Raw genomic sequence first — 22532 nt, forward strand, 5'->3', positions numbered from 1 at the left:
GAACTCAGCCACGATCAACGCCACTTCACGCGCATCCCCCCGACGTGCACCCCGATCTCCCAGAACTGCCCAAGCGACTCCACGGCTGGCGTCGGCCCCACACGCTCCCGCGGTGTGCACGCCGGGGCACCGCTGAGTTGTCGGGGCGCCGGCCATCCGGGCGAGCGTACGGGTGACGGTACGGGGACCCGCTGGGATTGCGAGGGGCGCGGGTGGGTGGGGGTGGGCTCTGTCGCTGACTCTGTTGCCACCTGGCGGGAGGGGCGGCCAACTGACAGAGTTGTTGTGTGGCCAAGGGGCAGGGCGCGCACGGGCGGCGCAAGGGGCACGGTGGGCGGGGCGGTTGGGGCGATCCGGATCTCGGGTTCCTGCCGCCGCATCTGCGGCGTGTGCCGTATGTATACGCGCGACATCCAGGTGCGACCGCGCCGGGTGATGTGGCGGGCGGGGCGAACTGCCAGGTGTATGCGTACGCGGTGCTCGCGCACTTCGGGCGTCTGGTGCCGCCGCTGCGCTCGTCGGAGCTGTGGGCGGATCGCGCCGCGACCGAGGTGGCCGAGGTGGCGGGGCCGCTTGACCTGGTGTTGTTCGACGGCGGGCGCCGGGCGGATGTGGAAGAGGGCTATGCGGCGCATGTCGGCATACACCTCGCGCCCGACCGGGTGTTGCATCTGTGCGCCGAGGTTGGTGTTCCGGCGGTGTGGACGTACGACGAGTTCGCGGCCCGGCCGCGCTACGCGCGTCTTCTCGGGATCAAGCGGGTGCGCCCCGCGCCCACCCCCGCGTCGCGTCCCGCGCCCTGGGCAGCGTCCCGTCCCTGAAGCGTGTGGACAGCCCGATTCGTCCCTGTCAGCCTGGGAGTTCGACGATCGACCAAGGCTGCGGGGGATGTGGCTCATGGGATTCTTCGACGCCGATTTGCCGCCCGTCCCCGAGGAGATGGGCGGCCACGTGCTCTATGCGCGCGCCGAGGGCGCGTCCTACGGAGTCCACGCCCGCGACTATGTCGTTCCGGCGGTTTTGCCGTGGGTCCGCCGGCTCGGGGTCGGGCCGGATACCCAGGTGTGGCTGCGCCGCGTCGATGTGTGGACGGGCGGATTCTCCCTGGAACTGGCGGTGTTCCGGCGGATCGTTCGGTCGGCGCCGTCGCTCGGGCCGACGATGCGCGACGACCCCTCGGTGCTGCGGATCGGGCTGGTGATGGCGGACGGGACCCGCGCCACGTCGGTGGGCCGCGGGTATCCGTTGCCCGCGCCGCCCGGCGCGCCGGGGCTGGACACCGACCCGGACGACCTTCCGCACGAAGGTGGGGACGGCTCCGGGGAAGGGGATGGGGCGGCGGGAACGGACTTGGGGGAGGTAGGGGCCGGGCGCGGGGCCGGGACCGGAAAGGCCGCGCGCAGGCGCTTGGGCATCGCTCTGATGGCGCGCGGCGGCAGCATGCACAACACCTCGTACCACGCCGAAGTGCCTTTGCTGCCACCGGAAGGGCCGGTGGCGGTCGTCGTGGAGTGGCCTGCCGAGCACGTGCCGGAGACGCGGACCGAACTGGACGGCACGGCGATACGCGAGGCCGCCGGCGACGCGGCGGAGGTGTGGCCCGACCTGCCGCGACGGCCGGACGGGGCGTTCCGGGCGTACCCGAGGCTCACGTACTACGCGGCGGCGCCCCAGCCGGCCGGCGGCATGGTCTCGCCCGGTCCGGGGTTGCCGGGCCCGCCGCAGCTGCCGTCGCCGTACAGCACCCCGCCGTATCCGCCGCCGTTTCCGATGCCGCCGTACCCCGATGCGCCGTACCATCTCGGGGCTCCGCCACCGCCGCACGCCGCGGGCACATGGCAGGGCCGACCACCATATGCGCCGCCCGCGTACGGGGTCGCGTACGGGCCACCCCCGTACGGCCCCCCGCCGTTCACGCCGCATCCGCAGTCGGTGCCTCCCCATTTACGACCACCCGAAGGGCCTCCGCCCCGGGACGACGAGCCGGACGAGCCGTCTCCTTCCCCGGCCACTCCCCCCTCGTCCGAGTCCGACGGGCGCGGCAATGGTGTGGGGTAGGCGCAAGACGCAGCACCCCCAACAGCCCGCGGCACCGCGCGAGCGGGATCTCGTGGAGCGCATGTTCGAGTGGCACGCTCGTGCCGATCTCGCGGTCGCCGTCGAGGACTTCGCCGCCGCACGGACCGCGCAGACCCTTGCCCTCGACATCGCGACCGCCCTCGCCGCCCGCACTCCGGACGACGTGCGGGCCTGGCAGGCGATCGCGGCGACGCGGTACGCCCTGATCGAATCCTGCGCCCGCACCGGGGACTTCGCCGCGGCATTGGAGTCCGCCGATGCCTGCCTAGCGGCGTACGCCAAGGTCGCAGAGTCCGGTGGTACACCCGGCGGTTCCGGCGCCGAGACGACCGCGCTGACCGCCGACGTACGTGCCCGGCGCGCGGTGGCGCTGGCCGGAAACGGGCAGATCACCGCCGCTCTGCTGGAGGCGGACGAGGCCGTCTGCATGTACGTCGGACTCGGCGCCGAGGACTGGGACAGCGGCTGTCTCCCGGACCTGGCAAGGGTGTTGAGCACCGTCGCGCCGGTGCGGGCGCGCTACGGCGAACCGGACCACGCGGCCGCGACCGCCGACTACGCGATCCGCCTCTACGTCGAGAACGCGGCGCGCATCAACCGGCGCCCGGACGCGCCGACGCACGCGCGCTGTCTGTTCGAGGCCGCGCAGATAGCGTCCGACCTGCACGCCGCCGCCGGGCGCACGGACCTCGCGCTGAGCGCCGCCAACGTGGGCCGGCAGACCGCCGCGGCGCGGCGGATCGACGGTTTCGTGCGGCGCGAGCAGGCGTACGCGGGTGCGCTCGCCCGCTACACGATCCGCCTGACCGAGGACGGCAAGTCCGACGAGAGTGAAGCCTTCCTGGCGGAGAGCTGCGCGATCGACCCGGGCGCATACGCGCGTGTCGCGGCCGAGGCGTACCCGCTGGCCAGGGCCCGCGTCGAGGTCCCGCCGCTGGCGGACGCGCTGCGGGCCGCCCAGGCGATGCTGCGGGACGTCGAACTCCCGGAGCTGCTGGACGGTTTGCTCGCCGACCCCTGGTCGGTCCAGCCGTCGCTGTCGGTGCCGGACCGGTGCCCGGCGGATGTGGCGCCGGAGATCGCCGAGACGCTGGCCGCGGCGGCGGTGCGCATGCTCGGCGAGGGCGACCCGCAGGGGCTGCGGCTGTGCCTGGAGGCGAACGTGGTGTTCGCCGGTGCGGCGGCGCGCGAAGTACCGGCGATGCGGCACGACTTCGCGGCGTACGGCACGCTCTGGGCGCAGGCCCTGGCGATGGCGGCGTGGCGGTTCCACGAGACCGGTTCGGAGGCCTTCCGGTGGTACGCCGCGGATCTGGCGGCGTGGCTGCTCGGCGTGCTGGACCGGCTGGCTCCCCTGGCGGCGGCGCAGCCGGACATCACCGAGTTGATCCGGGTGGGGACCACGGTCGCCCGCTCGGTCCTCGACGCGAAGCCGCGGGAGGGGGAACCGGCCGGGTAGCGGACGCCGGGCTCAGGCCCGCAGGGCGCGCGCCTCGGGGTCGCAGGCCAGCCGGACACCGACCGCGAGCATCGGGACCGCGGCCATCACGAAGGCCCAGCGGACGTCGGTGGCGACCAGAACACCCATCAGGGCGATCGAGACCGGTTCCAGGACCGTGCGGGGCAGGAAGACGACGCTGTTGACGCGGCCGAGGAATTCGACGGGCGTGCGGGACTGGACGAAGGCGGGCAGCGCGACGTCGCTGGAGTAGGCGACGCCGAAGCCGAGCACCACGAGGACCGCCGCCGCGCCCCACGCGGTCGGGGCGAACCCGAGGGCGGCGAAAGCCGTGCCCTCGCACAGGGTCATGCCGATGATCAGCAGGCCCCAGCGGGCGGGCAGGCCGGTGAGGGCGGCCGACACCGAGCCGAGGAGTTGTCCCAGCCCCCAGGCCGAGATGAGGATGCCGAGCGTCATGGAGCCGTCGGGGTAGGTCGCGGCGAGTGCGGGCAGGCCGACGGCGAAGAGCCCGGCGTAGGCGAGCGTGGCGGCGGAGATGAGCAGCAGGACGGCGCGAACCTCGCGGCTGCCGCGGGCGTACGCGAGTCCGTCCGCGATGTCGCGGCGCAGCGCGGCCTGGGCCGCCCGGATGCCGACGGGCCGCGGCTCGTCTGCGGGCTCCTCCGCCGGCCGCTCGGTGGTCGGCCGGTCCACCGGAAGGCGTGCCAGCGTCGCCGCCGCGACCAGGAAGGTCGCCGCGTTGAACCAGGCCGCCTCCGTGGTGCCGAGCGTGGTGACCAGGACGCCGCCGAGCAACGGCCCCGCAAGGCGGCCGCCCTGCTCGCCGAAACCGACCCACGCGTTGGCCTTGGCGAGGTCGCCGCGCGGCACGACCAGCGGCAGGATGCTGCCGCCAGCCGGCACCGAGAACGCCTCGGCGACGCCGACGACGACACCGAGGGCGAAGAACTGCCAGGTGTGCACCTGGTCGGCGGCGGAGGCCACGGCGAGAGCGGCCACCGCGCCCGCGCGTACGAGGTGACACGCGATCAGGACGGCGCGCGGGGACACCCGGTCGGTGACGGCGCCCCCGAGCAGCATGAGCAGCCCGCGCGGTACGGCCTGGGCGATCAGGACGGCAGCCAGGAGCGTGGTGGAGCCGGTGTGTTCGAGGACAAGCCACAGAAAAGCGACTTCGAAGCTGTAGTCGCCGAGCATTGAGAGGGTCTCCCCGGCCCATACGCGGCGGAACGCCGGTCGGGCGAAGGGGCCGCGCGCACGGTTGCCGCCCGAGGTGCCGCCTGAATTGCCCGAGCCGCCCCCCACGCCGCCGCCTGAGCCACCGCCTGAGTCGGCTGAGTCGCCGACCCGCTTGCCCGCCGAGTCGCCGACCGGGTTGTCGGCTGAGCTGCCGACCGATCCGCGCCCGTTCCCGCTCAACTGCCCTCCCTCGTCGACGCCCCCGGCACCGTACGCCGCCACTCCCCTGCACTGCCTGTGGTTTTGCGTCGCTCACACGGCTCAGCGCGCGACGGCGCCGCACGCGCCTCTGACAATTCACACTTAATTTCGCAAAAGGCGTCGACGGGTGTCATCACACGAGGGAGCCACCGCAGGTTCGGACGACTCCGCCGCCTGGTGGCGCACAACCGCCGCGATCGCGCTGGTTGCCTTCGCCCTAAGCTGTCGGACATCACGGACCAGGACACCGCGAGCTTCCTCCCGGACAAGTACAAGTCCGCCCAAGCCGCCGATCTGGCCGACCGGCAGTTCCCGCAGTCCCAGGACCAGACCGCGCAGAACGTCGCGAAGCGCACCGACAGCGGCCCGCTGCCGCCCGCCGACGCCGTGAAGACGCAGGAGATCACCTCGGTCAGCCAGGCGCAGGTCTCGCCGAACGAGCAGATCGCCGTCGCCACCGCCACCATCAAGGGCACCGCGCAGGACACCTCGGCATCTGCATCGCGGCGTTCGTGATGTCGATGTTCCTGGTGCCGTCGGTCACCGCCCTGATCGGCCACGTCGCCTGGTGGCCCGGCCACGCCGACCGCGCCAGACCCCCGGGCGGCTTCCCCGACCCCGGCCCCGACCCCGACCCCGACGCCGACGCCGACGCCGACGAAACGTGAGCGCGTGAGCCGAATATCTGTTCACGAACATCCCTGTCGGCACTAGTGTTTGCGCGCCCGCCCCGCGAACACACCGAGGTCTACGTGCCCGACACGACTGGAATACCGTCCGACCCGCCGTCCGACCTGCCGACGCCGCCGAGGCCGGGCATGCTGGGACCGGAGTACCGGCGGGCCCCCGACGTCGATCCGAACTACGCGGAGGGTGTGCGGTTCACCTGCTCCACGTGCGGCTCGTATCCCGCGGCGGACGTGAACCTCCGAGGGCACCGCGGGCTCGTCCTGTGGATGGAATTCACCAAGGAGAAGGGCCCGTTCTGCCGGTCCTGCGGCCTGTCCGAGTACCGCGACATCACGTCGGGGACCCTGGTCGGCGGTTGGTGGAGCCCGTTCTCGCTGGTGATCGCCCCCTTCGTGCTGATCGGCAATTTCGACGCGTACACACAGATCCGCGCGCTGGAGGAACCCGTGCCGGGCAGCCCGCGCTCGCCGATGGCCGTCGGCGCGCCGGTGCACCGGCGGCCGGCCATTCTCGGGCTCCTGGTGCCACTCCTCGTCGTGGCCGCAATTGTCGTCTGGGCCGTCGCGGCCCGCTCCGGCGGAACGTCCGAGCACGACATGGCGAATGCGCGTGCGGGCCACTGCGTCACGAACTCCGGATCGGCGCTCGCACCGAAGATGCGGTTCACCGACTGTGTCCCGCAGGCGTCACCGGTGTTCACGGTGCTCGCGCGCATCGAGGGATCCGGTGAAGTCGCGGGATGCCCTAAAGCCACGACGGAGACGCTGTATTCCTCGCGCCCGAGTGGAGTGGTGGAGTACGTCCTGTGCCTGGCGCCGCTGACGTAACGGGGGGCGTCCGGCGCCGGGCTTCAGCCTGCCGGGGCTCGGCGGGCGAGGAGGAGGGTGGCGTCGTCGCGGTGGCCGGTGGCGTCCGCGCGGGCGAACATCGTGGCGGCGAGGTCGTCGAGGGGTTCCGTGCGGTGCGCCGCCAGGTCGCGGGCGAGGCGCGCGATGCCGTCGTCGAAGTCGAGTTCCGGGCCCTCCAGCAGGCCGTCGGTGCACAGCGCGAGGATGCCGTCCGGCGGGAGCATCAGGCGGGTGGAGATGAAGCGCTGGTCGGCGGCCACCCCCAACGGCAGGGTGTCGCGCGGGTGTTCGACCGCCTCGACGCCGTGGCGGGCGGCCACGAGCAGGGGCGGGTGGCCCGCACTCGCGACGACCACTTCGCCGGTTCCGGTGTCGAGGTAGGCGAGCAGGCACGTCGCGTGCACCGGGGTCGGGAAGCGGCCCAGGAAGTCGTTGACGCGGGTCAGCACCATGCCGGGATCGCGGTAGTCGATGGCGTACGCCCGCAGCAGTGTGTGGAGTCGGGACATCATCGGCGCCGCCTCCGGTCCGTGGCCCTGGACGTCGCCCACCGCCAGGACGACGAGCCCGCCGCGCAGGGCGAACACGTCGTACCAGTCACCGCCGAGGTCGGCGGCTTCGTGGGCGGGGCGGTGGCGGACCGCCGATTCGATGCCCGGGACGCCGGTGGGCTGTTCGAACGAGGTGCCGGCCCGGAACGCCTCCACGAAGTCGAGGTAGGGCTGCGTCTCGACGGTGCGCACCAGGGCGTGTCCGGCCATCCGGGTGACCTCGCGGATCGCCGCCTGCGACGCGGGAGCGGGCCGGTGCGGATCGCGGAAGCCGAGCGTCCACGCGCCGACCGCGCGGCCCGATCCGTCGGTGAGCGGGAGCGTCCACCACGCCCGGGTGCCCGGCGCGGCGACCAGCGGCTTCGCGTCGCCGGGCAGCGCCTCGTGCTGTTCGACGGTCAGGAACCGGTCCTGGCCGGTGCGGGCCGCGACCGCGACCGGGTGCGCGGCGTCGAGCGGGACGAGGCGCGGCGCCACGACGCCCGGCGCGGGCTCGGGTACGCGGTGCATGTGCAGGCGCGTGCCGTCGCCGAGCGCGACCGCGGACTGGGTGGCACACAGCAGCGGCGGGAACGTACGCAGGAGCAGGTCGAGCACCTCGTCTCGTGAGGAGGTGCGGATCAGCGACTCGGAGGCGTGCCGGGCGAGGGTTTCGGTGTGGTCCATGCGCGGCGCGGCGACGGCCGATGGCCCTGGAGTTGCCGGCGCTTCCAGGATTCCCGGGGTTCTTGGGGTCTCCGGAGTTTCAGGAGTGCCGGCGATGGCGGCTGACGCGTCCGTGTCCGCGTCGGCGGCGGCGGGGGCGAATTCGCCGAGGGTGACCAGGACCGTGGCCGCGTCCCCGTCCGACGTACCGCACGGGTGTGCGACCGCCCAGACGTGGTGGACGGCGGCGTCGTCGGACGCGAGGACGAGCCGGCGGACGGGCCGCCCGTCGGGTTCCGCCGTCATCGCGGCGACGGTCAGCGCGCCCGCCGCGTCGAAGAGCGTGGCGAGCGGCCGTCCGAGGACGCGCTCGAGGTCGTGTCCGCCGAGCGTCGCGGGCGCGGGGGCGATGGCCGTCACCGTGCCGGATCCGTCCACCAGGAGGCGGACGGTGCTGTCACCGTCGTTCAACGTACGGGTCTTTCTGTGCCGGCGGCAGGACTGACTGCGCGCCGGGGCCTGCGTGGGCGCACCTAACACCTATCCCACGCAAACGGCCCGACCTGTGCTGGCAATCGGGTGAAGCGGACACGGGGCATCCGAAGGGTCGTTCCGGCCGGGCAACTCCACCGGGGTCGCTCCTCCGGGGTCGCTCCTCCGGGGTCACTGGAGCAGGCGCTGCTCCTTGGCGACGGCGACCGCCCCGGCGCGGGTGTCGACGCCGAGCTTGGTGTAGATGCGGACCAGGTGCGTCTTGACGGTGGCCTCGCTGATGAACAGCGCCCGGGCGATCTCGCGGTTGCCCAGGCCCCGGGCCAGCTGCCCGAGGATGTCGAGTTCGCGGTCGGTGAGGGACGCGCGCGGACTGCGCATGCGCTCCATGACGCGGTTGGCGACCGGCGCCGACAGCGCGGCCCGCCCTTGCGCGGCGGCCAGGATCGCCGCGAAGAGTTCGTCGGGCCGTTCGGCCTTCAGGAGGTAGCCGGTCGCACCGGCCTCGACCGCCCTGGTGACGTCGGCGTCGGTGTCGTACGTGGTGAGCACCAGCACGCGCGTACCCGGGATTTCGGCGACGATCCGGCGGGTCGTCTCGATGCCGTCGATGCCGGTGCCGAGGTGCAGGTCCATGAGCACCACGTCGGGGCGCAGCTTCGCGGCGGCGGCCAGGGCCTCTTCGCCGGTGGCCGCTTCGCCGACGACCTCGATGCCGGGCGCGCTGGCGAGCAGCGCGAGCAGGCCCGCACGGACGACGGTGTGGTCGTCGCAGAGGAGGACGCGGACATCCTGCGAGGGGGACGCGGACATGCCTGGCTACTCCTTGGGGCCGGGAACGGGACGGGAATCGGGACCGGAAGCGGGGTCGGGCTCGGGGCGGGAGTCGGGCAGCGGGACGGATGCCGAGACGACCGTGCCGTCGCCGGGCGAGGACTCGATCGTCAGTGTTCCGCCGAGTTGCCGCAGCCGGGCGCGCATCGCGCTGAGGCCGTGGCCGCGGCCGCCGTCGGCGGACTCCGGCCGCCGGGCCGCCTCGGGGACGAAGCCGCGCCCGTTGTCGGCGACGTCCAGCACGACCTGGTCGTCCAGGTAGCTCAGGCTCAGCGTCGCGTCGGTCGCGTGCGCGTGCTCGCGGATGTTGGCCACCGCGCCCTGGGCCACCCGCAGGAGTGCGGCCTCGACGATCGCCGGGAGGACGACGGGTCGGCCGTCTGCCGTGCAGCGGACGCGCAGGGCCCCGCGGTCGGACGCGGTGCCGGCGGCCTCCCCCGCCGCCGACTCGCGCTCCGCGAGCGCGTGGAGGGCCGCTTCCAGCCCGCCGCCGTCGGCGAGGTCGGCCGGGGCCAGGTCGTGGACGAAGCGGCGGGCTTCGGCGAGGTTGCGTTCGGCGATGGCGGACGCGGTCTCGACGTGCCGGTGCGCGGCCGCCGGGTCGGCCGCCCAGACGCGGTCGGCGGCCTGCAGCAGCATGCGCTGGCTGGAGAGCCCCTGCGCGAGGGTGTCGTGGATCTCCATGGACAGGCGTTCGCGTTCGGCGAGGGTACCGGCGCGGCGTTCGCTCGCCGCGAGGCCGGCCCGGGTGCGGATCAGGTCGCCGATCAGGGTGCGCTGGCGTTCGGACTGCCGCCGCATGTGCAGGAACACGGCCGAGGCCAGGCCCGCGACGGCGGGCGGGCCGAGGATGAGGAGCGGGTCGGTGCCGCTGATGCGCACCTGGGCCACGACCACGAGCACGGTGAGCAGCGCGATGAGGACCAGGGCGGCGCGCTCGGAGAGCAGCTGCAGCGCGGTGTAGACGATCGGGACCGCGCTCCACGCGAAGCTCGGCGCGATGCCCACGAGCACGATCCACGCGCAGGTGAAACCGGCCAGCCACAGCCGGGTCCAGTGCGAGACGGGCGCGTCGCCCACGCCGGGGCGTACCACGTACGCCAGGGCGACCAGCGCGGTGAGCGTGACCACCACCGGGGTGTCGGACGCGCCCGGGTGCCGGATCAGGAACCGGGCCATCGCTCCGACGAGCAGGACGACGAAGGACACCGACATCGCGGCGTCCATCCAGCCGGGCCCCGGGGCGGCGGGCCCGGTGTCGTCGCGCCGGGGGCGCTGGTGCTTCACGTCCATCCTTGCTTTGTAACCCGCGATCCGGTCGGCACCATCGACCGATCGGTTGATACGGGTGTCCTCCATCATGCCCCGCGGGGGCATCCAGTCCGGGGACCCTCGTGGCCCGGATCCGACCCGACGATGGATTCACCGCGGCAAAACGTGCCGCTTCCCCGTACGAATCCCGGAGTCGAGAACCATGAAGAAGCTGTCCGTGCGTGCCCGTGTCCTGACCGGTTCCGCCGCGCTCGTCGCCGTCGGCGGCGGTGCCTTCGGCGCGGTGGCCGCCGCTGCCCCGTCGCAGGCGGACAACTCCGCCGCCAAGCCGCCGGCCGCGGTGAGCGAGGTGAAGAACAAGGACACGTTCAACACCGAGCACCTCACCGTCGACGCCGCGACCCGCGCCGCGCAGGCCGCGCTCGACGCCGCGAAGAAGGCGAACCAGCGGGTCACCGTGGCGGTCGTCGACCGCAACGGCAACACGGTGGTGACGCTGCGCGGCGACGGCGCCGGCCCGCAGTCGTACGAGTCGGCCGAGCTCAAGGCCTACACGGCGGTGTCGTGGAACGCCCCGACCTCGGTCCTGGCCGGCCGCCTCCAGCAGGCTCCGAACCTGAAGGACATCCCCGGCACGCTGTTCCTCGCGGGCGGTGCCCCGGTCCAGTCGAAGGGCGCGCCGATCGCGGGCATCGGCGTCGCGGGGGCGCCGAGCGGCGACCTGGACGAGCAGTTCGCGCAGGCGGGCGTGGCGGCGCTCGACAAGTGACGCGGTAGCGCTTCGGTGCGGGAGTGATGGACGGCTTGGCGGCGTACGGGTGTTCGGCACCTCGTACGCCGCCACGCCGCGTCATGCCGGTGCCGGTGCCGCGGCCGGTGCCTGAGCCGATGCCTGAGCCGGTCCCGACTCCGACCCGTCGGCGGCGGTCGGCGGGTGCCAGGCGAAACGGGCCATCGGCTCGTCCACCGGGGCGTCGACGAGCCGGTTCGCGAACGTGGACAACGTGTAGGCGCCGATCCCGAGCACGACCTCCAGCGCATTGCGCGTGGTGAAGCCGTGGCCGAGGAACTCCCGCATGCGGTCCGGCTCGACGGCCCCGGCGGTGGCGAGCACGTGCAGGGTGAAGCGGCGTACCGCCTCCAGGCGCGGATCGGGCAGTGGCGCCTGGTCGCGCAGCGCGCCGACGACCTCCGGGTCGGCGCCCACGGCGGTCAGCACGCCGGTGTGCATCGCGACGCACAACTCGCAGCCATTGCGGGTGGCGACGGTGAGGACGACCGTCTCGCGCGCCAACTTGTCGAGCGTCGTGAGTTCGAACGTGCTGCTGATCCTCAGGAACGCCTCGAGCGTTTCCGGGGATTCGGCGAGCCGCGCGACCGCGGAGGGCAGGTAGCCGAACTTCGCGGCGGTGCCCTCCATCGCGCGCCGCGAGCTGGGCGGTGCGGTGTCGGGGGTGTGGTCGTGGAAGAAGGCCTCGGTCAAGGCGGTCCTTTCGGGTGCGGACGCGGCCGTCCGCGTCAATAGACAATCAGGTTGTCGATAAAGGTAACCAGGTTGTCTATGTGTGGCAAGCCCCGAAGTTCCCCCGGAGTTGGCGTGGCCCTCTCGCCCCTGCGCCGGGAGCGCGCATATCGTCACCGAATGAGCGCAACTCCCGCACGCGAGACCGCAGCCGAGACGGGACCACAGAAGGGAACGCAGACGGGATCCCAGCCGGGACCCCAGGCCGGACCCGAGTCCGAGCCCGCGCTGTACGCCGTCAGCGACGTGCACACCGCCATTCCGTCGAACTTCGCGATCGTGGAGGGCATCCACCCCCGCAACGAGGGCGACTGGCTGATCGTGGCGGGCGACGTCGCCGAGCGGCCGGACGACATCGCCAAGACGCTCGGGCTCTTCACCGACCGCTTCGCGCAGGTGCTGTGGACACCCGGCAACCACGAACTCTGGTCCTCCGAACCGGACGACGCCGATGCAGCGGCGACCGGCACCGACCCCGACACCTTGCGCGGCGAGGCGCGGTACCGGCATCTGGTGGAACTGTGCCGGGAGTTGGGCGTACACACGCCCGAGGACCCGTACCCCGTGTGGACCGGGGCGGGCGGGCCGGTGACGATCGCGCCGTTGTTCGTGCTGTACGACTACACGTTCCTGCCGCCCGGGACGACCACGCGCGAGGAGGCGCTCGCCGCGGCGTACCGCGCCGGAGTGGTGTGCACCGACGAGTTCGTGCTGCATCCGGACCCGTACCCGAGCCGCCAGGCGTGGTGCGAGGCCCGGGTGGCGTACACCGAGGCGCGGCTCGCGGAGGCGGCGGACCCGGACGCGCCGTACGTGCTCGTCAACCACTTCCCGACGGTCCGCACACCCACCGACGTGATGTGGTTCCCCGAGTTCGTGCAGTGGTGCGGCACGGTGCACACCGCCGATTGGCACACCCGCTTCCCGACCGCGGCGGTGGTGTACGGGCACCTGCACATCCCGCGGACCACGTGGTACGACGGCGTGCGCTTCGAGGAAGTGTCGCTCGGCTACCCTCGCGAACGGCGCGACGGGCTGCGGCGGCCCGTACCGCGGCGAATCCTGCCGGAGGAGAGGGCGAACGCGTGACCGAGACGACCGGCGATTCCGCGACCGCGTCGGCCCCCGCGACGGCTCCGGCTCCGACCTCGGCGACGGCTCCCGCGCTGCTGGCGTCGATCCTGCCGTACGGCGTGATGGCCGAGGAGTGCTTCGACGACCCTCCGGGGACCGAGCTGTTCCCCGAGGAAGAGGCGCACATCGACCGGGCGGTGGACAAGCGGCGCCGGGAGTTCACGACCGTACGCCGGTGCGCGCGCCTGGCGCTCGGCCGACTCGGCTTCGCACCCGCACCGCTGCTGCCCGGCCTGCGCGGCGCACCGGGTTGGCCCGAAGGCGTCGTCGGCAGCATGACGCACTGCGCCGGCTACCGCGCGGCGGCGGTCGCAACCGGGGCGAAGGTGCTCACCATCGGGATCGACGCGGAGCCCGCCGAGCCGCTGCCCGCCGGCGGCGTCCTGCACTCGGTGACGTCGGAGCTGGAGCGGGCACGGCTCGCCGAGTACGCCGCGGCGCACCCGGAAATCGCCTGGGACCGGCTGCTGTTCAGCGCCAAGGAGGCGGTCTACAAGGCGTGGTTCCCGCTCACGCGGCGGTGGCTCGGCTTCGAGGAGGCCGACGTGGCGTTCGACCCCGAGGGCGGGACGTTCACCGCCCGCCTCCTCGTGGCGGATCGTCCGGTCGACGGCTTCACCGGGCGCTGGGCCGTCGCGAAGGGGATCGCGGTCACGGCGATCGCGGTGCCGGCGGACGGGTCCGCCGCGCGTCACCCGAACCCGTAGAGCCTCAGCGACTCGTCGATCGTCGACTTGATCGCCGCCACGCCCATGCCCCGGTCCGCGATCAGGTGGTGCAGCATGCTGGGGCTGACCGGCGCGAGCACGAACTCGGCGAGCGCGCCCGCGTCCACCCCCGGGCGCAGTTCGGCGATCAGCATCGCCACATGCGTCTGCCTCGCCCGTTGGGGCGGCGACGTGTAATGCGCGCACGGGTCGGCGACCTCCGCCGCCAGCAGAATTTCGTGCTGCTCCGTCGTGCGGTCGACCAGCGCGTGCAGGAACGCGCGCAGCCGTTCCGCCGCCGGTGCCCCGGGTCCGAGCGGCGGCGGCCCGGCGAGGAACTGCCCCTGGAACTCGCGCTCACGCACGTCGAGGAGTGCCGACAGCAGCTGCGCGACGTCGCCGAACCGGCGGTAGACCGTGCCGACCCCGATGCCGCTGGCGTGCGCGACGGCGTTCATCGTCAGCGCGTCCGTGCCCTTCTCGGCCACGATGCGGGCCGCCGCGTCGAGGATCCGGCGGCGGTTGCGGGCCGCGTCGGCCCGCTCGGGCGGGGCCTCGCCGGCGATCGGAAGCCGGTGCCTCGGGGCTGTGTCCATGCCACCCACCGTATCGGATAGCTATCCACTTGGGCTTGCCAAGCGGATAGCGATCCGTTTAACTGGGCGCACCGCGAACCGGATAGCAATCCGCTTCATTGCCCTCAGGAGAGGTCCCATGGCTGCCAAGATCGCCGTCGTCTACTACTCGTCGACCGGCAACGTCCACCAGCTCGCCGCGGCGGTCGCGGAAGGCGCCGAGAAGGCCGGTGCCGAGGTGCGTTTGCGGCGCGTACAAGAACTCGCCCCGGACGCGGTCGTCGACTCGGTGCCCGCATGGCGCGAGCACCACGACGCGACGAGCCACATAGAGGTGGCGACCTTGGACGACCTGGCGTGGGCGGACGGGTACGCGTTCGGCACGCCCACTCGCTTCGGCAACATCGCGTCCCAGCTCAAGCAGTTCATCGACACCACCAGCGGGCTGTGGGCGCAGGGCGCCTTCGCCGACAAGCCCGCCACCGGCTTCGTGAGCGCCGGGAACATGCACGGCGGCAACGAGTCGACGCTGCTCGCGCTCTACAACACGCTGCACCACTGGGGTTCGCTGATCGTGCCCGTCGGCTACACCGACCCCGTGGTGTTCGGCGCGAACGGCAACCCGTACGGCACCGCGCACGCCTCCGAGGCCGGCGCCCCCGGCGAGAACATCCTCGACGCCGCGCGCTACCAGGGCACCCGGCTCGCCACCATCACGCAGCGCCTGCTCGCCGGCACCGCGGCCGCCGCCTGACAGCCCGGCCTTCGCCCCCCGCCCCGGCGGGACCCCCGACACTGCGGCCCGGCCCCGACATGGGGCCGGGCCCTTGCGCGTCCGCCGGATGACTCCTCTCCCGAGTGCGCCGGCGCCGGGCGCCCCGCCAGGCCCCCCGCCGAGCGAACGTTCATCACCGGTGATCGTCGCGTTAGGGTGGCGTGCACGCCGACGGCGAAGGGCTCGTGGTCGGCGGCGAACGGGGCGGCGCTGATCGTTCACCGAAGGTGAACGATCTCGGGGAGGTGGGGTCGGGCTTGGAACGCCACGAGATGGAGATATTCCTGACGCTGGCCGAGGAACTGCACTTCGGCCGCACCGCCGAACGCCTGCATCTGTCAGGCGCGATGGTGAGCCAGACCCTCAAGAAGATCGAACGTCGCCTCGGCGGACCGCTGTTCGAACGCACCAGCCGCCGCGTCACGCTGACCCCGCTCGGCCGTCAGCTCTACGACGACATGCGCCCGCACTACGATGCGCTCCGGGCCGCCGTGCAGCGGGCGACGAGCGCCGCGCGCGGCATCGAGGGCACGCTGCGGGTCGGATTCCTGGGGGTCATGTCCGGAATCCGGGCACACCAGGGCGCCGCACTGTTCCGCGAACGCCACCCCGACTGCGCGGTCGAGGTCGTCGAGGTCCAACTCGACGAGTACGTGCACCCGCTGCGCGACGGCACCCTCGACATGCTGGTGACGCTGGTGCCGATCCAGGAGCCGGACATCACCATCGGCCCGCTCCTGCTCGACGCCCCGATCTATCTGGCGACGTCCGCCACCAGCCCGCTCGCCGCGCGTGCGTCGCTGACCCCGGAGGACCTCGCCGGCCAGGTGTTCCCGATGGTGAGCGACCGGGTGCCGCAGCACTGGCTGGACCAGTATCTGCCGCAGTTGGCGGCGGGCGGGACGCCGATCGGGCGTACCGAGCAGAGGTGTTCGACGTATCAGGAGATCCTGGCCCTGGTGTCGGCGGGCAAGTGCGTCGCGATCGGCGACCACCAACTCGTGCAGTACTACGCGCGGCCCGACATCGCGTACGTCCCGCTCAGCGGGGTCCCCAACCTGCGGCACGCGCTGGTGTGGCGCACCGCCGCCGAGAACGCCCGGATGCGCGCGTACGTCGACGCCGTCACCGACCTCCTGCGGGAGCGCGCCCAGGCCGCGTGACGCGGGGGCCGCGGGCGTGAGCCCGCGGAGCGTGTGCTGCGGGCCGCGGGCCATCCGGGTGAACAGCGGGGTGTCGGGCACCCGGTGACGGGTCCGGGTCTCGATGCTGCGTGCATGAGGGAGCGAAGCGAGCGAAGCAGCGAGAGATTGCGTTTCGCGAATGCGGCCGCCGAGCGTAGCGAGGTGGGGGCATGAGTAGCGCCGAGGCGAGTCCGGATACCGAGGAGCAGCCGCCCGAAGGCCGCGGGTTCCGATTCCCCAGCGCGCTGACCGTGCTCGCGATCGTCACGATCGCGGTGTGGGCGCTGGCCTTCCTCATCCCGTCCGGGCAGTACGAACGGGATGCCGACGGCAAGCCCGTGCAGGGCAGCTTCCGCGAGATCTCGTCCCCCCAGGACTTCGTCCAGCGGCTCAACGACCTGTTCCTGTCGCCAGTCAACGGCCTCTACGGCATCCAGGACACCCAGACCGGCCAGGTCGCTCCGGACAACTCGGGCGATCTGTACGGCAGCGCCGCGGTGTTCCTGTTCGTGCTCGCCATCGGCGCGTTCATCACGGTCGTGTTCGCCACCGGCGCGCTGGACCGGGGCATCGCGCGGCTCGCGCACCGCCTCCGGACCCGGGGCGCGGTGCTGATCATCGCCATCATGGCGGTGTTCTCACTGCTCGGATCGGTCGAGGGGTTCGCCGAGGAAACGCTCGGCTTCTACGGCCTGATCGTGCCGCTCATGCTGGCGCTGGGCTACGACCGCATGGTGGCCACCGGCACGATCATCCTCGGCGCCGGGGTGGGCGTGCTGTGCTCGACGGTCAACCCGTTCGCCACCGGCGTCGCCTCGTCCGCCGCCGGGATCTCGCTCGGCGACGGCATCGTGCTGCGGCTGCTCATGCTGGTGGTGCTGACCGCGGTGACCATCGCGTACGTCGTGCGCTACGCCGCGCGCGTCAAGGCCGACCCGTCCCGTTCGATCGTCGGGTTCCTGCCGGGCGACCGGGAGCAGGCGGAGGCGTCGGCGGGCACCGAGCCGGAGCCGCTCACCGGCACGCACAAGATCGTGCTGGTCGCGGTGACGGTGACCTTCGTGTTCATGATCTTCTCGATCATCCCGTGGGCGCAGGTGCTGACCGGCGACGCGGACGCCACGCCGTACGGCTGGGAACTCGACTGGTCCTTCGCGCAATTGGCCGCGCTGTTCATCGTCGCGGCGGTGGTCGTCGGGGTGCTCGCGCGGCTCGGCGAGAAGAAGCTGAGCGCGACGCTGATCCAGGGTGCGGGCGACTTCGTGTCCCCCGCGCTGATCATCATGCTGGCCCGCGGCGTCACGGTGATCATGAACAACTCCAAGGTCACCGACACCGTGCTGCACTCGATGGAGGGCGCGGTGTCGGGGACGTCGTCGGCGGTGTTCGGGATCCTGATCTTCGTGGTGAACCTGCCGCTGGCGTTCCTGATCCCGTCCACCTCGGGCCACGCGACGCTCGCGATGCCGATCCTCGCCCCGCTCGCCGACTTCGCGGACGTGCCGCGCGCGCTGGTGGTGACGGCGTGGCAGGCCGCGTCGGGGTGGATGAACCTCTGGGTCCCGACGACGGCCGTCATCATGGGCGGCGTGTCGCTGGCGAAGGTCGGCTACAACCAATATCTGCGGTTCGTGGCACCGCTGTTGGCGATCCTGTTCGTCCTCATCTGCGGGTTCGTGGCGTTGGGCGCGGGGTTGTCGTAGGCGCGGTCGACCGGATCCGTGCAGGCTGACCGCCGGCCGGGTCGGTCACCGGCCCGGCCGGCGGTCAGCGGATGCTCAGCGGGGTGCCGGGAGCGGCCGGGATCACCAGCGGGGTACCGGTCTCGGGGTCGTCGATGATGCGGCACGGCACGTGGAAGACCTCCTCGACCAGTTCGGCGGTCACGATGTCGCCGGGGCGGCCCTCGGCGACGATGCGGCCCTCGCGCATGGCGATGAGGTGGGTCGCGTACCGGGTCGCCTGGTTGAGGTCGTGCAGGACCGCGACGAGTGTGCGCTCCTCCTCGCGGTGCAGCCGCGCGCACAGGTCGAGCACCTCGATCTGGTACGCGATGTCGAGGAACGTCGTGGGCTCGTCGAGCAGCAGCAGCGGCGTCTCCTGGGCGAGCGCCATGGCGATCCACACGCGCTGCCGCTGTCCGCCGGAGAGTTCGTCGACCGCGCGGTCCGCGAGTTCGAACACGCCGGTCGCCCGCATCGACGCGTCGACGACGCGCTCGTCCTCCGGCGACCACTGCCGCAGCAGCTTCTGATGCGGGTAGCGGCCGCGGGCGACGAGGTCGGCGACGGTGATGCCGTCCGGCGCGATCGAACTCTGCGGCAGCAGGCCGAGGGTGCGGGCGACCTGCTTCGCGGGCATCGACGAGATGTCCCGGCCGTCGAGCAGCACCTGACCCGACGACGGCTTGACCATGCGGGCGAGCGCGCGCAGGAGCGTCGACTTGCCGCACGCGTTCGGTCCCACAATCACGGTGAAGGACCGGTCGGGTATCGCGACGCTGAGGTCCTTGGTGATGACGCGCTTGTCGTAGCCGAGGGTCATCGCGTCGCCGTGCAGGCGGGTCGACGCGGTGGCGCCCGGAGTGGTGCCGCGGGTGTCGTCGTCCACCGCCGTCGGGCCGACCGCGTTGTCGGCCGCCGGGGCCGTGACGGTGTCCGGAGTGCCGGTCGTTCCTGAGGTCTTCACTGTCCGTCAGATCCTTCCCGCGCGGCGCTGGGCCGCGAGCATCACCACGAGATAGCCGCCACCGAGCAGGCCGGTCACCACGCCGACCGGCAGCGGGTCGTCGGCGAACGCCCGCTGTGCGATCCAGTCCGAGCCGACCAGCAGCACGGCGCCCATGCACAGTGAGGGCAACAGGTTGGGCCCCGGCGCGGCCGTGAGGCGGCGGGCCAGCTGAGGGGCCGTCAGCGCGACGAACGACACCGGTCCGGCGGCCGCGGCGGCCAGTGACACCAGCACGATCGCACCGAAGAGGAGGGTGAGTCGTACGCGTTCGACCCGTACGCCGAGCGCCGCCGCCGCGTCGTCACCCATCTCCAGCATGCGCAGGGCGGGACCGCACCCGATCAGGATCGCCGGGACGAGCACCGCCATCGCGACCGCGAGCGGCATGACGTCGGTCCAGTCCCGCCCGTCCAGGCTGCCGGTCTGCCACAGCAGCGCACGGGACGCCTCGGCGAGCTTGGCGCGCGTGAGCAGGTAGCCGTTCACGCCGGTCAGGATCGCGGTGACGCCGATGCCGGTGAGGATGAGCCGGAAGCCGTGGACGCCGCGGCGCCAGGCCAGGACGTACACGAGCACGCCTGCGGTCAGCCCGCCCGCGGCGGCGCCGAACGCCACCGCGCCCGTGCCGCCGCCGAGCACGACGACCGCGAACAGCGCCCCGGTGCCGGAGCCGGCGGTGAAGCCGAGGAGGTCGGGACTGCCCAGCGGGTTGCGTACGACGGCCTGGAAAACCGCCCCGGACAGGCCCAGCGCGGCGCCGACGAGCAGGGCCACCCCCGCGCGCGGCAGCCGGAGTTCGCGGACGATGAACTCGTCGGCGGGGCTGCCGCTGCCGAGCAGGGCGTCGACGACGCGGCCGAAGCCCATCGGGTAGTCGCCGCTGCCGATGCACAGGACCGCCAGGGCGAGCGCGGCGATGAGGCAGAGGGCGCCGGCGGCCATCGCGCGGGGGCGGTAGCGGACGGACATCGGTCCGACGCGCAGGGCACGGTCCGAGGCCGCGCCGGAGGCCGGGCGCGACGTCGAGGCAGGAGTCGAGGCGGGCGTCGAGGCAGGGGGCGAGGCTGCGGTCGAGGTCGAGGCGGACGTCGACTTGGGTGCGGTCAGCCGGCTGCCGCTCATGCGCGCACCGCCTGCGCGCGGCGCAGCAGGATGAGGAAGCACACGCCGCCGACCACCGAGGTGACTGTGCCGACCTGTACCTCGGCGGGGCGGGCGACCAGGCGTCCGACGACGTCCGCGAGGAGCAGCAGCGCGGGAGTCAGGATCGCGCAGTAGGGGATCAGCAGGCGCAGGTCGGGTCCGGTGAAGACGCGTACCGCGTGGGGCATGATCAGGCCGACGAAGACCAGCGGCCCGCAGGCGGCGGTGGCCGCGCCGCAGAGCAGCGTGACGGTGAGCATGGCCCCGGCGCGGGTGCGGGCCGGGTTGCCGCCGAGTCCGCGGGCGGCTTCGTCACCGAGGGCGAGGGCGTTCAGCGGGCGGGCGAGGCCGAGGGCGAGCAGGAGGCCGGCGGCGATGAACGGGCCGACCTTGGCGGCGGTGCCCATCTCGGCGCTCGCGAGCGAGCCGATCGTCCAGAAGCGCAGGTCGTCGAGGGCCGAGCTGTCGAGGAGCATGACGGCCTGGACGTACGAGTACAGCGCCGCGTTGAGTGCGGTGCCGGCCAGCGCGAGGCGGGCGGGGGTGGCGCCGCGGCCGCCGCTGACGGCGTACACGAGGACCGAGACGACGGCCGCACCCGCGAACGCAAACCACACGTATCCGGAGAAAGTTGACACACCGAGCGCCGTAATTGCCGTGACGACGGCGGCGGATGCGCCCGCATTGATGCCCAGGAGTCCCGGATCGGCCAACGGGTTGCGGGTCACGGCCTGCATGACCGCACCGGCGACGCCGAGGGCGAGTCCGACGAGCAGGCCGAGCACGGTGCGCGGCAGGCGCATGTCGTGCACGACCGTGTAGCCGGTGGAGTCCACGTCGAACAGGCCGTTCCAGACCTGACCCGGGCTCAGGTGGCGTGAGCCGAGGGCCAGGCTGAGGACGACGGCCGCGAGGAGAAGCGCGAGCGCGACCGCCATGCCGACCGCTGTCGGTATGTGGCGGCGGGGCGGCGTCTTCCGCTCGGCGGCGCCCGTGCCGACGGCGGGCGGCGCGTCGCGGCCGGCACCCGTCGCGGTCCGGTGACCGGCCAACGGGCCTGCTCCGGCACCCACTTCGGGCGACACCGCATCGGCCCGTCCGGACACCGGCGGGCTACTGGACTGCGCGGGTCCCACTCACGTGCTCCGATCGCGCGCCTGCCGGTGTTCCCCCACATCCGGCCCTGGACAGAAACGAAGGTTAGGTTAACCTAAGCCTCCTGACCCGCCGGTAGCTACCCGCCGCGGCCGCGTTCTCGCGGTGGTGGGCGTACGCGTGCCGGTCCCCGCAACCACAGCAGTCCGCACGTCCAGCACAAGGAGCAGTCCATGCCGCACGTTCCCGCCGTCTCCCCGACCCGGCGCAGAATCCTCGCCGCGGGCGCCGCCCTCGGCATCGGAGCGCTCGCCACCGCGTGCGGCGACGACAAGAAGGACAGCGCGGGCGGCGCCGGGAACACCGGCGGTTCGACGGCACCGAACGGAGGTTCCGCGGACGGGGCGTGGGGCTTCCGGGACGACCGCGGCCAGGATGTCTCCGCGAAGAAGCGGCCGAAGAACATCGTCGCCTTCGTGGGCAGCGCCGCCGCGCTGTACGACTACGGCATCGAGTGCACGGGCGTGTTCGGCCCGACGAAGGGCACCGACGGCAAGCCCAACGTGCAGGCCGGCGACATGGACATCAGCAAGCTCACGATCCTCGGCGAGGAGTGGGGCCAGTTCTCCGTCGAGAAGTACGCGGCTCTCCAGCCCGAACTGCTCGTCTCCGCCGTCTACGACAACAACACCCTCTGGTACGTGCCGGACGACAGCGCGGACAAGATCCTCCTGCTCGCCCCCAGCGTCGGCATCCGGGTGGCCAAGGTGTCGCTGACCGAACCGCTCGCACGCAACGCCGAACTGGCCGCGTCCCTGGGCGCCGACCTCAACGCGCCGAAGGCCGTCGACGCCAAGAAGCGCTTCGAGGCGGCGTCCGAGACCCTGCGCCAGGCGGCGAAGGCGGCAGGCGGCCTCAAGGTCATGGCGGCGTCGGGCGCCGCCGAGCAGTTCTACGTGTCGACCCCCGACCCCTCCGCCGACCTGCGCTACTTCAAGGAGCTCGGCGTCGAGTTCGTGCTGCCGAAGAACCTCGACGCGGATGGTTACTTCGAGGTCCTCAGCTGGGAGAACGCCGGCGCGTACCACGCCGACGTGATCATGATGGACAACCGCTCGGTGGCGCTCCAGCCCAAGGACCTCACCAACAAGCCGACCTGGAACGAACTGCCCGCCGTCAAGGCCGGCCAGGTCATCCCGTGGGCGAGCGAGCCGCGCTTCACGTACGCGGGCGTCGCCCCGCTGATCGAGCAACTCGCCGCCGCCGTCCAGAAGTCGCGCAAGCTCGCGTGACCCTCGCCGGGTGCGCGGGGCGGCCCGGGCCGGCCCGCACCGGCGGCCCAACTCGGCCCCGC

General features: G+C 72.7%; 22 protein-coding genes. 13 read left to right on the forward strand and 9 right to left on the reverse strand.

Translation table 11 applies throughout. The features are described 5' to 3' along the window. The first annotated feature begins 368 nt into the window (after positions 1-368). From AB0C36_RS14650 to AB0C36_RS14660, 3 genes are all read left to right on the forward strand, one after another. On the forward strand, positions 369-821 hold the full coding sequence (locus AB0C36_RS14650; protein ID WP_358353725.1) for a cell wall hydrolase: 453 nt from the start codon (positions 369-371) through the stop codon (positions 819-821). A gap of 76 nt (positions 822-897) precedes the next feature. Further along, positions 898-2058, forward strand: a complete 1161-nt coding sequence (locus AB0C36_RS14655; RefSeq protein ID WP_358353659.1) for a hypothetical protein — start codon at positions 898-900, stop codon at positions 2056-2058. Further along, a complete protein-coding gene (locus AB0C36_RS14660; RefSeq protein WP_358353660.1) occupies positions 2045-3538 on the forward strand; it encodes a hypothetical protein in 1494 nt (497 codons plus the stop codon). Before AB0C36_RS14655 ends, AB0C36_RS14660 begins: the two co-directional genes overlap by 14 nt. Positions 3539-3550: 12 nt before the next feature. On the opposite strand, the gene AB0C36_RS14665 is transcribed toward AB0C36_RS14660, so the two are convergent. Beyond that, complete coding sequence (locus tag AB0C36_RS14665) at positions 3551-4960, reverse strand: MFS transporter (RefSeq protein ID WP_358353662.1); 1410 nt, start codon at positions 4958-4960, stop codon at positions 3551-3553. Positions 4961-5158: 198 nt separating this feature from the next. Here AB0C36_RS14665 and AB0C36_RS14670 point away from each other — a divergent pair, with 198 nt between their 5' ends. The 3 genes from AB0C36_RS14670 to AB0C36_RS14680 all read left to right on the forward strand — a co-directional run bounded on the left by AB0C36_RS14670 (position 5159) and on the right by AB0C36_RS14680 (position 6498). Continuing rightward, on the forward strand, positions 5159-5497 hold the full coding sequence (locus AB0C36_RS14670; protein ID WP_358353664.1) for a hypothetical protein: 339 nt from the start codon (positions 5159-5161) through the stop codon (positions 5495-5497). Further along, positions 5497-5649, forward strand: coding sequence for a hypothetical protein (locus AB0C36_RS14675; RefSeq protein WP_358353666.1), 153 nt, complete (start codon positions 5497-5499; stop codon positions 5647-5649). The genes AB0C36_RS14670 and AB0C36_RS14675 overlap by 1 nt, the downstream gene beginning before the upstream one ends. Positions 5650-5733: 84 nt before the next feature. Then, positions 5734-6498, forward strand: coding sequence for an LppU/SCO3897 family protein (locus AB0C36_RS14680; protein ID WP_358353667.1), 765 nt, complete (start codon positions 5734-5736; stop codon positions 6496-6498). Positions 6499-6521: 23 nt separating this feature from the next. Here AB0C36_RS14680 and AB0C36_RS14685 read toward each other — a convergent pair whose 3' ends face one another. The 3 genes from AB0C36_RS14685 to AB0C36_RS14695 form a co-directional block, all read right to left on the reverse strand. Continuing rightward, complete coding sequence (locus AB0C36_RS14685; protein ID WP_358353669.1) at positions 6522-8186, reverse strand: SpoIIE family protein phosphatase; 1665 nt, start codon at positions 8184-8186, stop codon at positions 6522-6524. A 192-nt stretch (positions 8187-8378) separates the two neighbouring features. After that, positions 8379-9020 carry a response regulator gene (locus AB0C36_RS14690; protein WP_358353671.1) on the reverse strand — a complete coding sequence of 214 codons (642 nt, stop codon included), beginning with the start codon at positions 9018-9020 and terminating at the stop codon, positions 8379-8381. Between the two features lie 6 nt (positions 9021-9026). Then, positions 9027-10334, reverse strand: a complete 1308-nt coding sequence (locus AB0C36_RS14695) for a sensor histidine kinase (protein ID WP_358353673.1) — start codon at positions 10332-10334, stop codon at positions 9027-9029. 181 nt (positions 10335-10515) lie between these two features. Between AB0C36_RS14695 and AB0C36_RS14700 the strand changes: the two genes are divergently transcribed. Next, positions 10516-11082 (forward strand): GlcG/HbpS family heme-binding protein, encoded by a 567-nt coding sequence (locus AB0C36_RS14700; RefSeq protein ID WP_358353675.1) that lies wholly within the window; start codon positions 10516-10518, stop codon positions 11080-11082. 81 nt (positions 11083-11163) lie between these two features. Here the strand turns inward: AB0C36_RS14700 and AB0C36_RS14705 are convergent, their stop codons facing one another. Then, the gene (locus tag AB0C36_RS14705) at positions 11164-11796 is read right to left on the reverse strand and encodes a carboxymuconolactone decarboxylase family protein (protein ID WP_358353676.1); all 633 of its coding nucleotides are present in this window, start codon (positions 11794-11796) and stop codon (positions 11164-11166) included. A 159-nt stretch (positions 11797-11955) separates the two neighbouring features. Between AB0C36_RS14705 and AB0C36_RS14710 the strand changes: the two genes are divergently transcribed. Next, a complete protein-coding gene (locus AB0C36_RS14710) occupies positions 11956-12924 on the forward strand; it encodes a metallophosphoesterase family protein (RefSeq protein ID WP_358353678.1) in 969 nt (322 codons plus the stop codon). Beyond that, positions 12921-13676, forward strand: a complete 756-nt coding sequence (locus AB0C36_RS14715; protein WP_435839044.1) for a 4'-phosphopantetheinyl transferase family protein — start codon at positions 12921-12923, stop codon at positions 13674-13676. The genes AB0C36_RS14710 and AB0C36_RS14715 overlap by 4 nt, the downstream gene beginning before the upstream one ends. Here the strand turns inward: AB0C36_RS14715 and AB0C36_RS14720 are convergent. Next, positions 13661-14272 carry a TetR/AcrR family transcriptional regulator gene (locus AB0C36_RS14720; RefSeq protein ID WP_358353679.1) on the reverse strand — a complete coding sequence of 204 codons (612 nt, stop codon included), beginning with the start codon at positions 14270-14272 and terminating at the stop codon, positions 13661-13663. The genes AB0C36_RS14715 and AB0C36_RS14720 overlap by 16 nt on opposite strands. A gap of 118 nt (positions 14273-14390) precedes the next feature. On the opposite strand from AB0C36_RS14720, the gene wrbA reads away from it, so the two are divergent. The 3 genes from wrbA (at position 14391) to AB0C36_RS14735 (ending at position 17913) form a co-directional block, all read left to right on the forward strand. Then, positions 14391-15005 (forward strand): NAD(P)H:quinone oxidoreductase, encoded by a 615-nt coding sequence (gene wrbA / locus AB0C36_RS14725; protein WP_358353680.1) that lies wholly within the window; start codon positions 14391-14393, stop codon positions 15003-15005. Positions 15006-15253: 248 nt separating this feature from the next. After that, positions 15254-16189 (forward strand): LysR family transcriptional regulator, encoded by a 936-nt coding sequence (locus tag AB0C36_RS14730; RefSeq protein ID WP_358353682.1) that lies wholly within the window; start codon positions 15254-15256, stop codon positions 16187-16189. Positions 16190-16380: 191 nt separating this feature from the next. Then, complete coding sequence (locus AB0C36_RS14735) at positions 16381-17913, forward strand: YfcC family protein (protein ID WP_358353684.1); 1533 nt, start codon at positions 16381-16383, stop codon at positions 17911-17913. Positions 17914-17977: 64 nt separating this feature from the next. Here AB0C36_RS14735 and AB0C36_RS14740 read toward each other — a convergent pair whose 3' ends face one another. From AB0C36_RS14740 to AB0C36_RS14750, 3 genes are all read right to left on the reverse strand, one after another. Continuing rightward, the gene (locus AB0C36_RS14740; protein WP_358353729.1) at positions 17978-18754 is read right to left on the reverse strand and encodes an ABC transporter ATP-binding protein; all 777 of its coding nucleotides are present in this window, start codon (positions 18752-18754) and stop codon (positions 17978-17980) included. A gap of 150 nt (positions 18755-18904) precedes the next feature. Next, a complete protein-coding gene (locus AB0C36_RS14745; protein WP_435839045.1) occupies positions 18905-20062 on the reverse strand; it encodes a FecCD family ABC transporter permease in 1158 nt (385 codons plus the stop codon). Beyond that, a complete protein-coding gene (locus tag AB0C36_RS14750) occupies positions 20059-21135 on the reverse strand; it encodes a FecCD family ABC transporter permease (RefSeq protein WP_435839046.1) in 1077 nt (358 codons plus the stop codon). The genes AB0C36_RS14745 and AB0C36_RS14750 overlap by 4 nt, the downstream gene beginning before the upstream one ends. 276 nt (positions 21136-21411) lie before the next feature. Here AB0C36_RS14750 and AB0C36_RS14755 point away from each other — a divergent pair, with 276 nt between their 5' ends. Then, the gene (locus AB0C36_RS14755) at positions 21412-22470 is read left to right on the forward strand and encodes an ABC transporter substrate-binding protein (protein WP_358353685.1); all 1059 of its coding nucleotides are present in this window, start codon (positions 21412-21414) and stop codon (positions 22468-22470) included. Positions 22471-22532: the final 62 nt, after the last annotated feature.

Origin of the sequence: Streptodolium elevatio (assembly GCF_040649515.1) — a bacterium.
Taxonomy (GTDB): domain Bacteria; phylum Actinomycetota; class Actinomycetes; order Streptomycetales; family Streptomycetaceae; genus Yinghuangia; species Yinghuangia elevatio.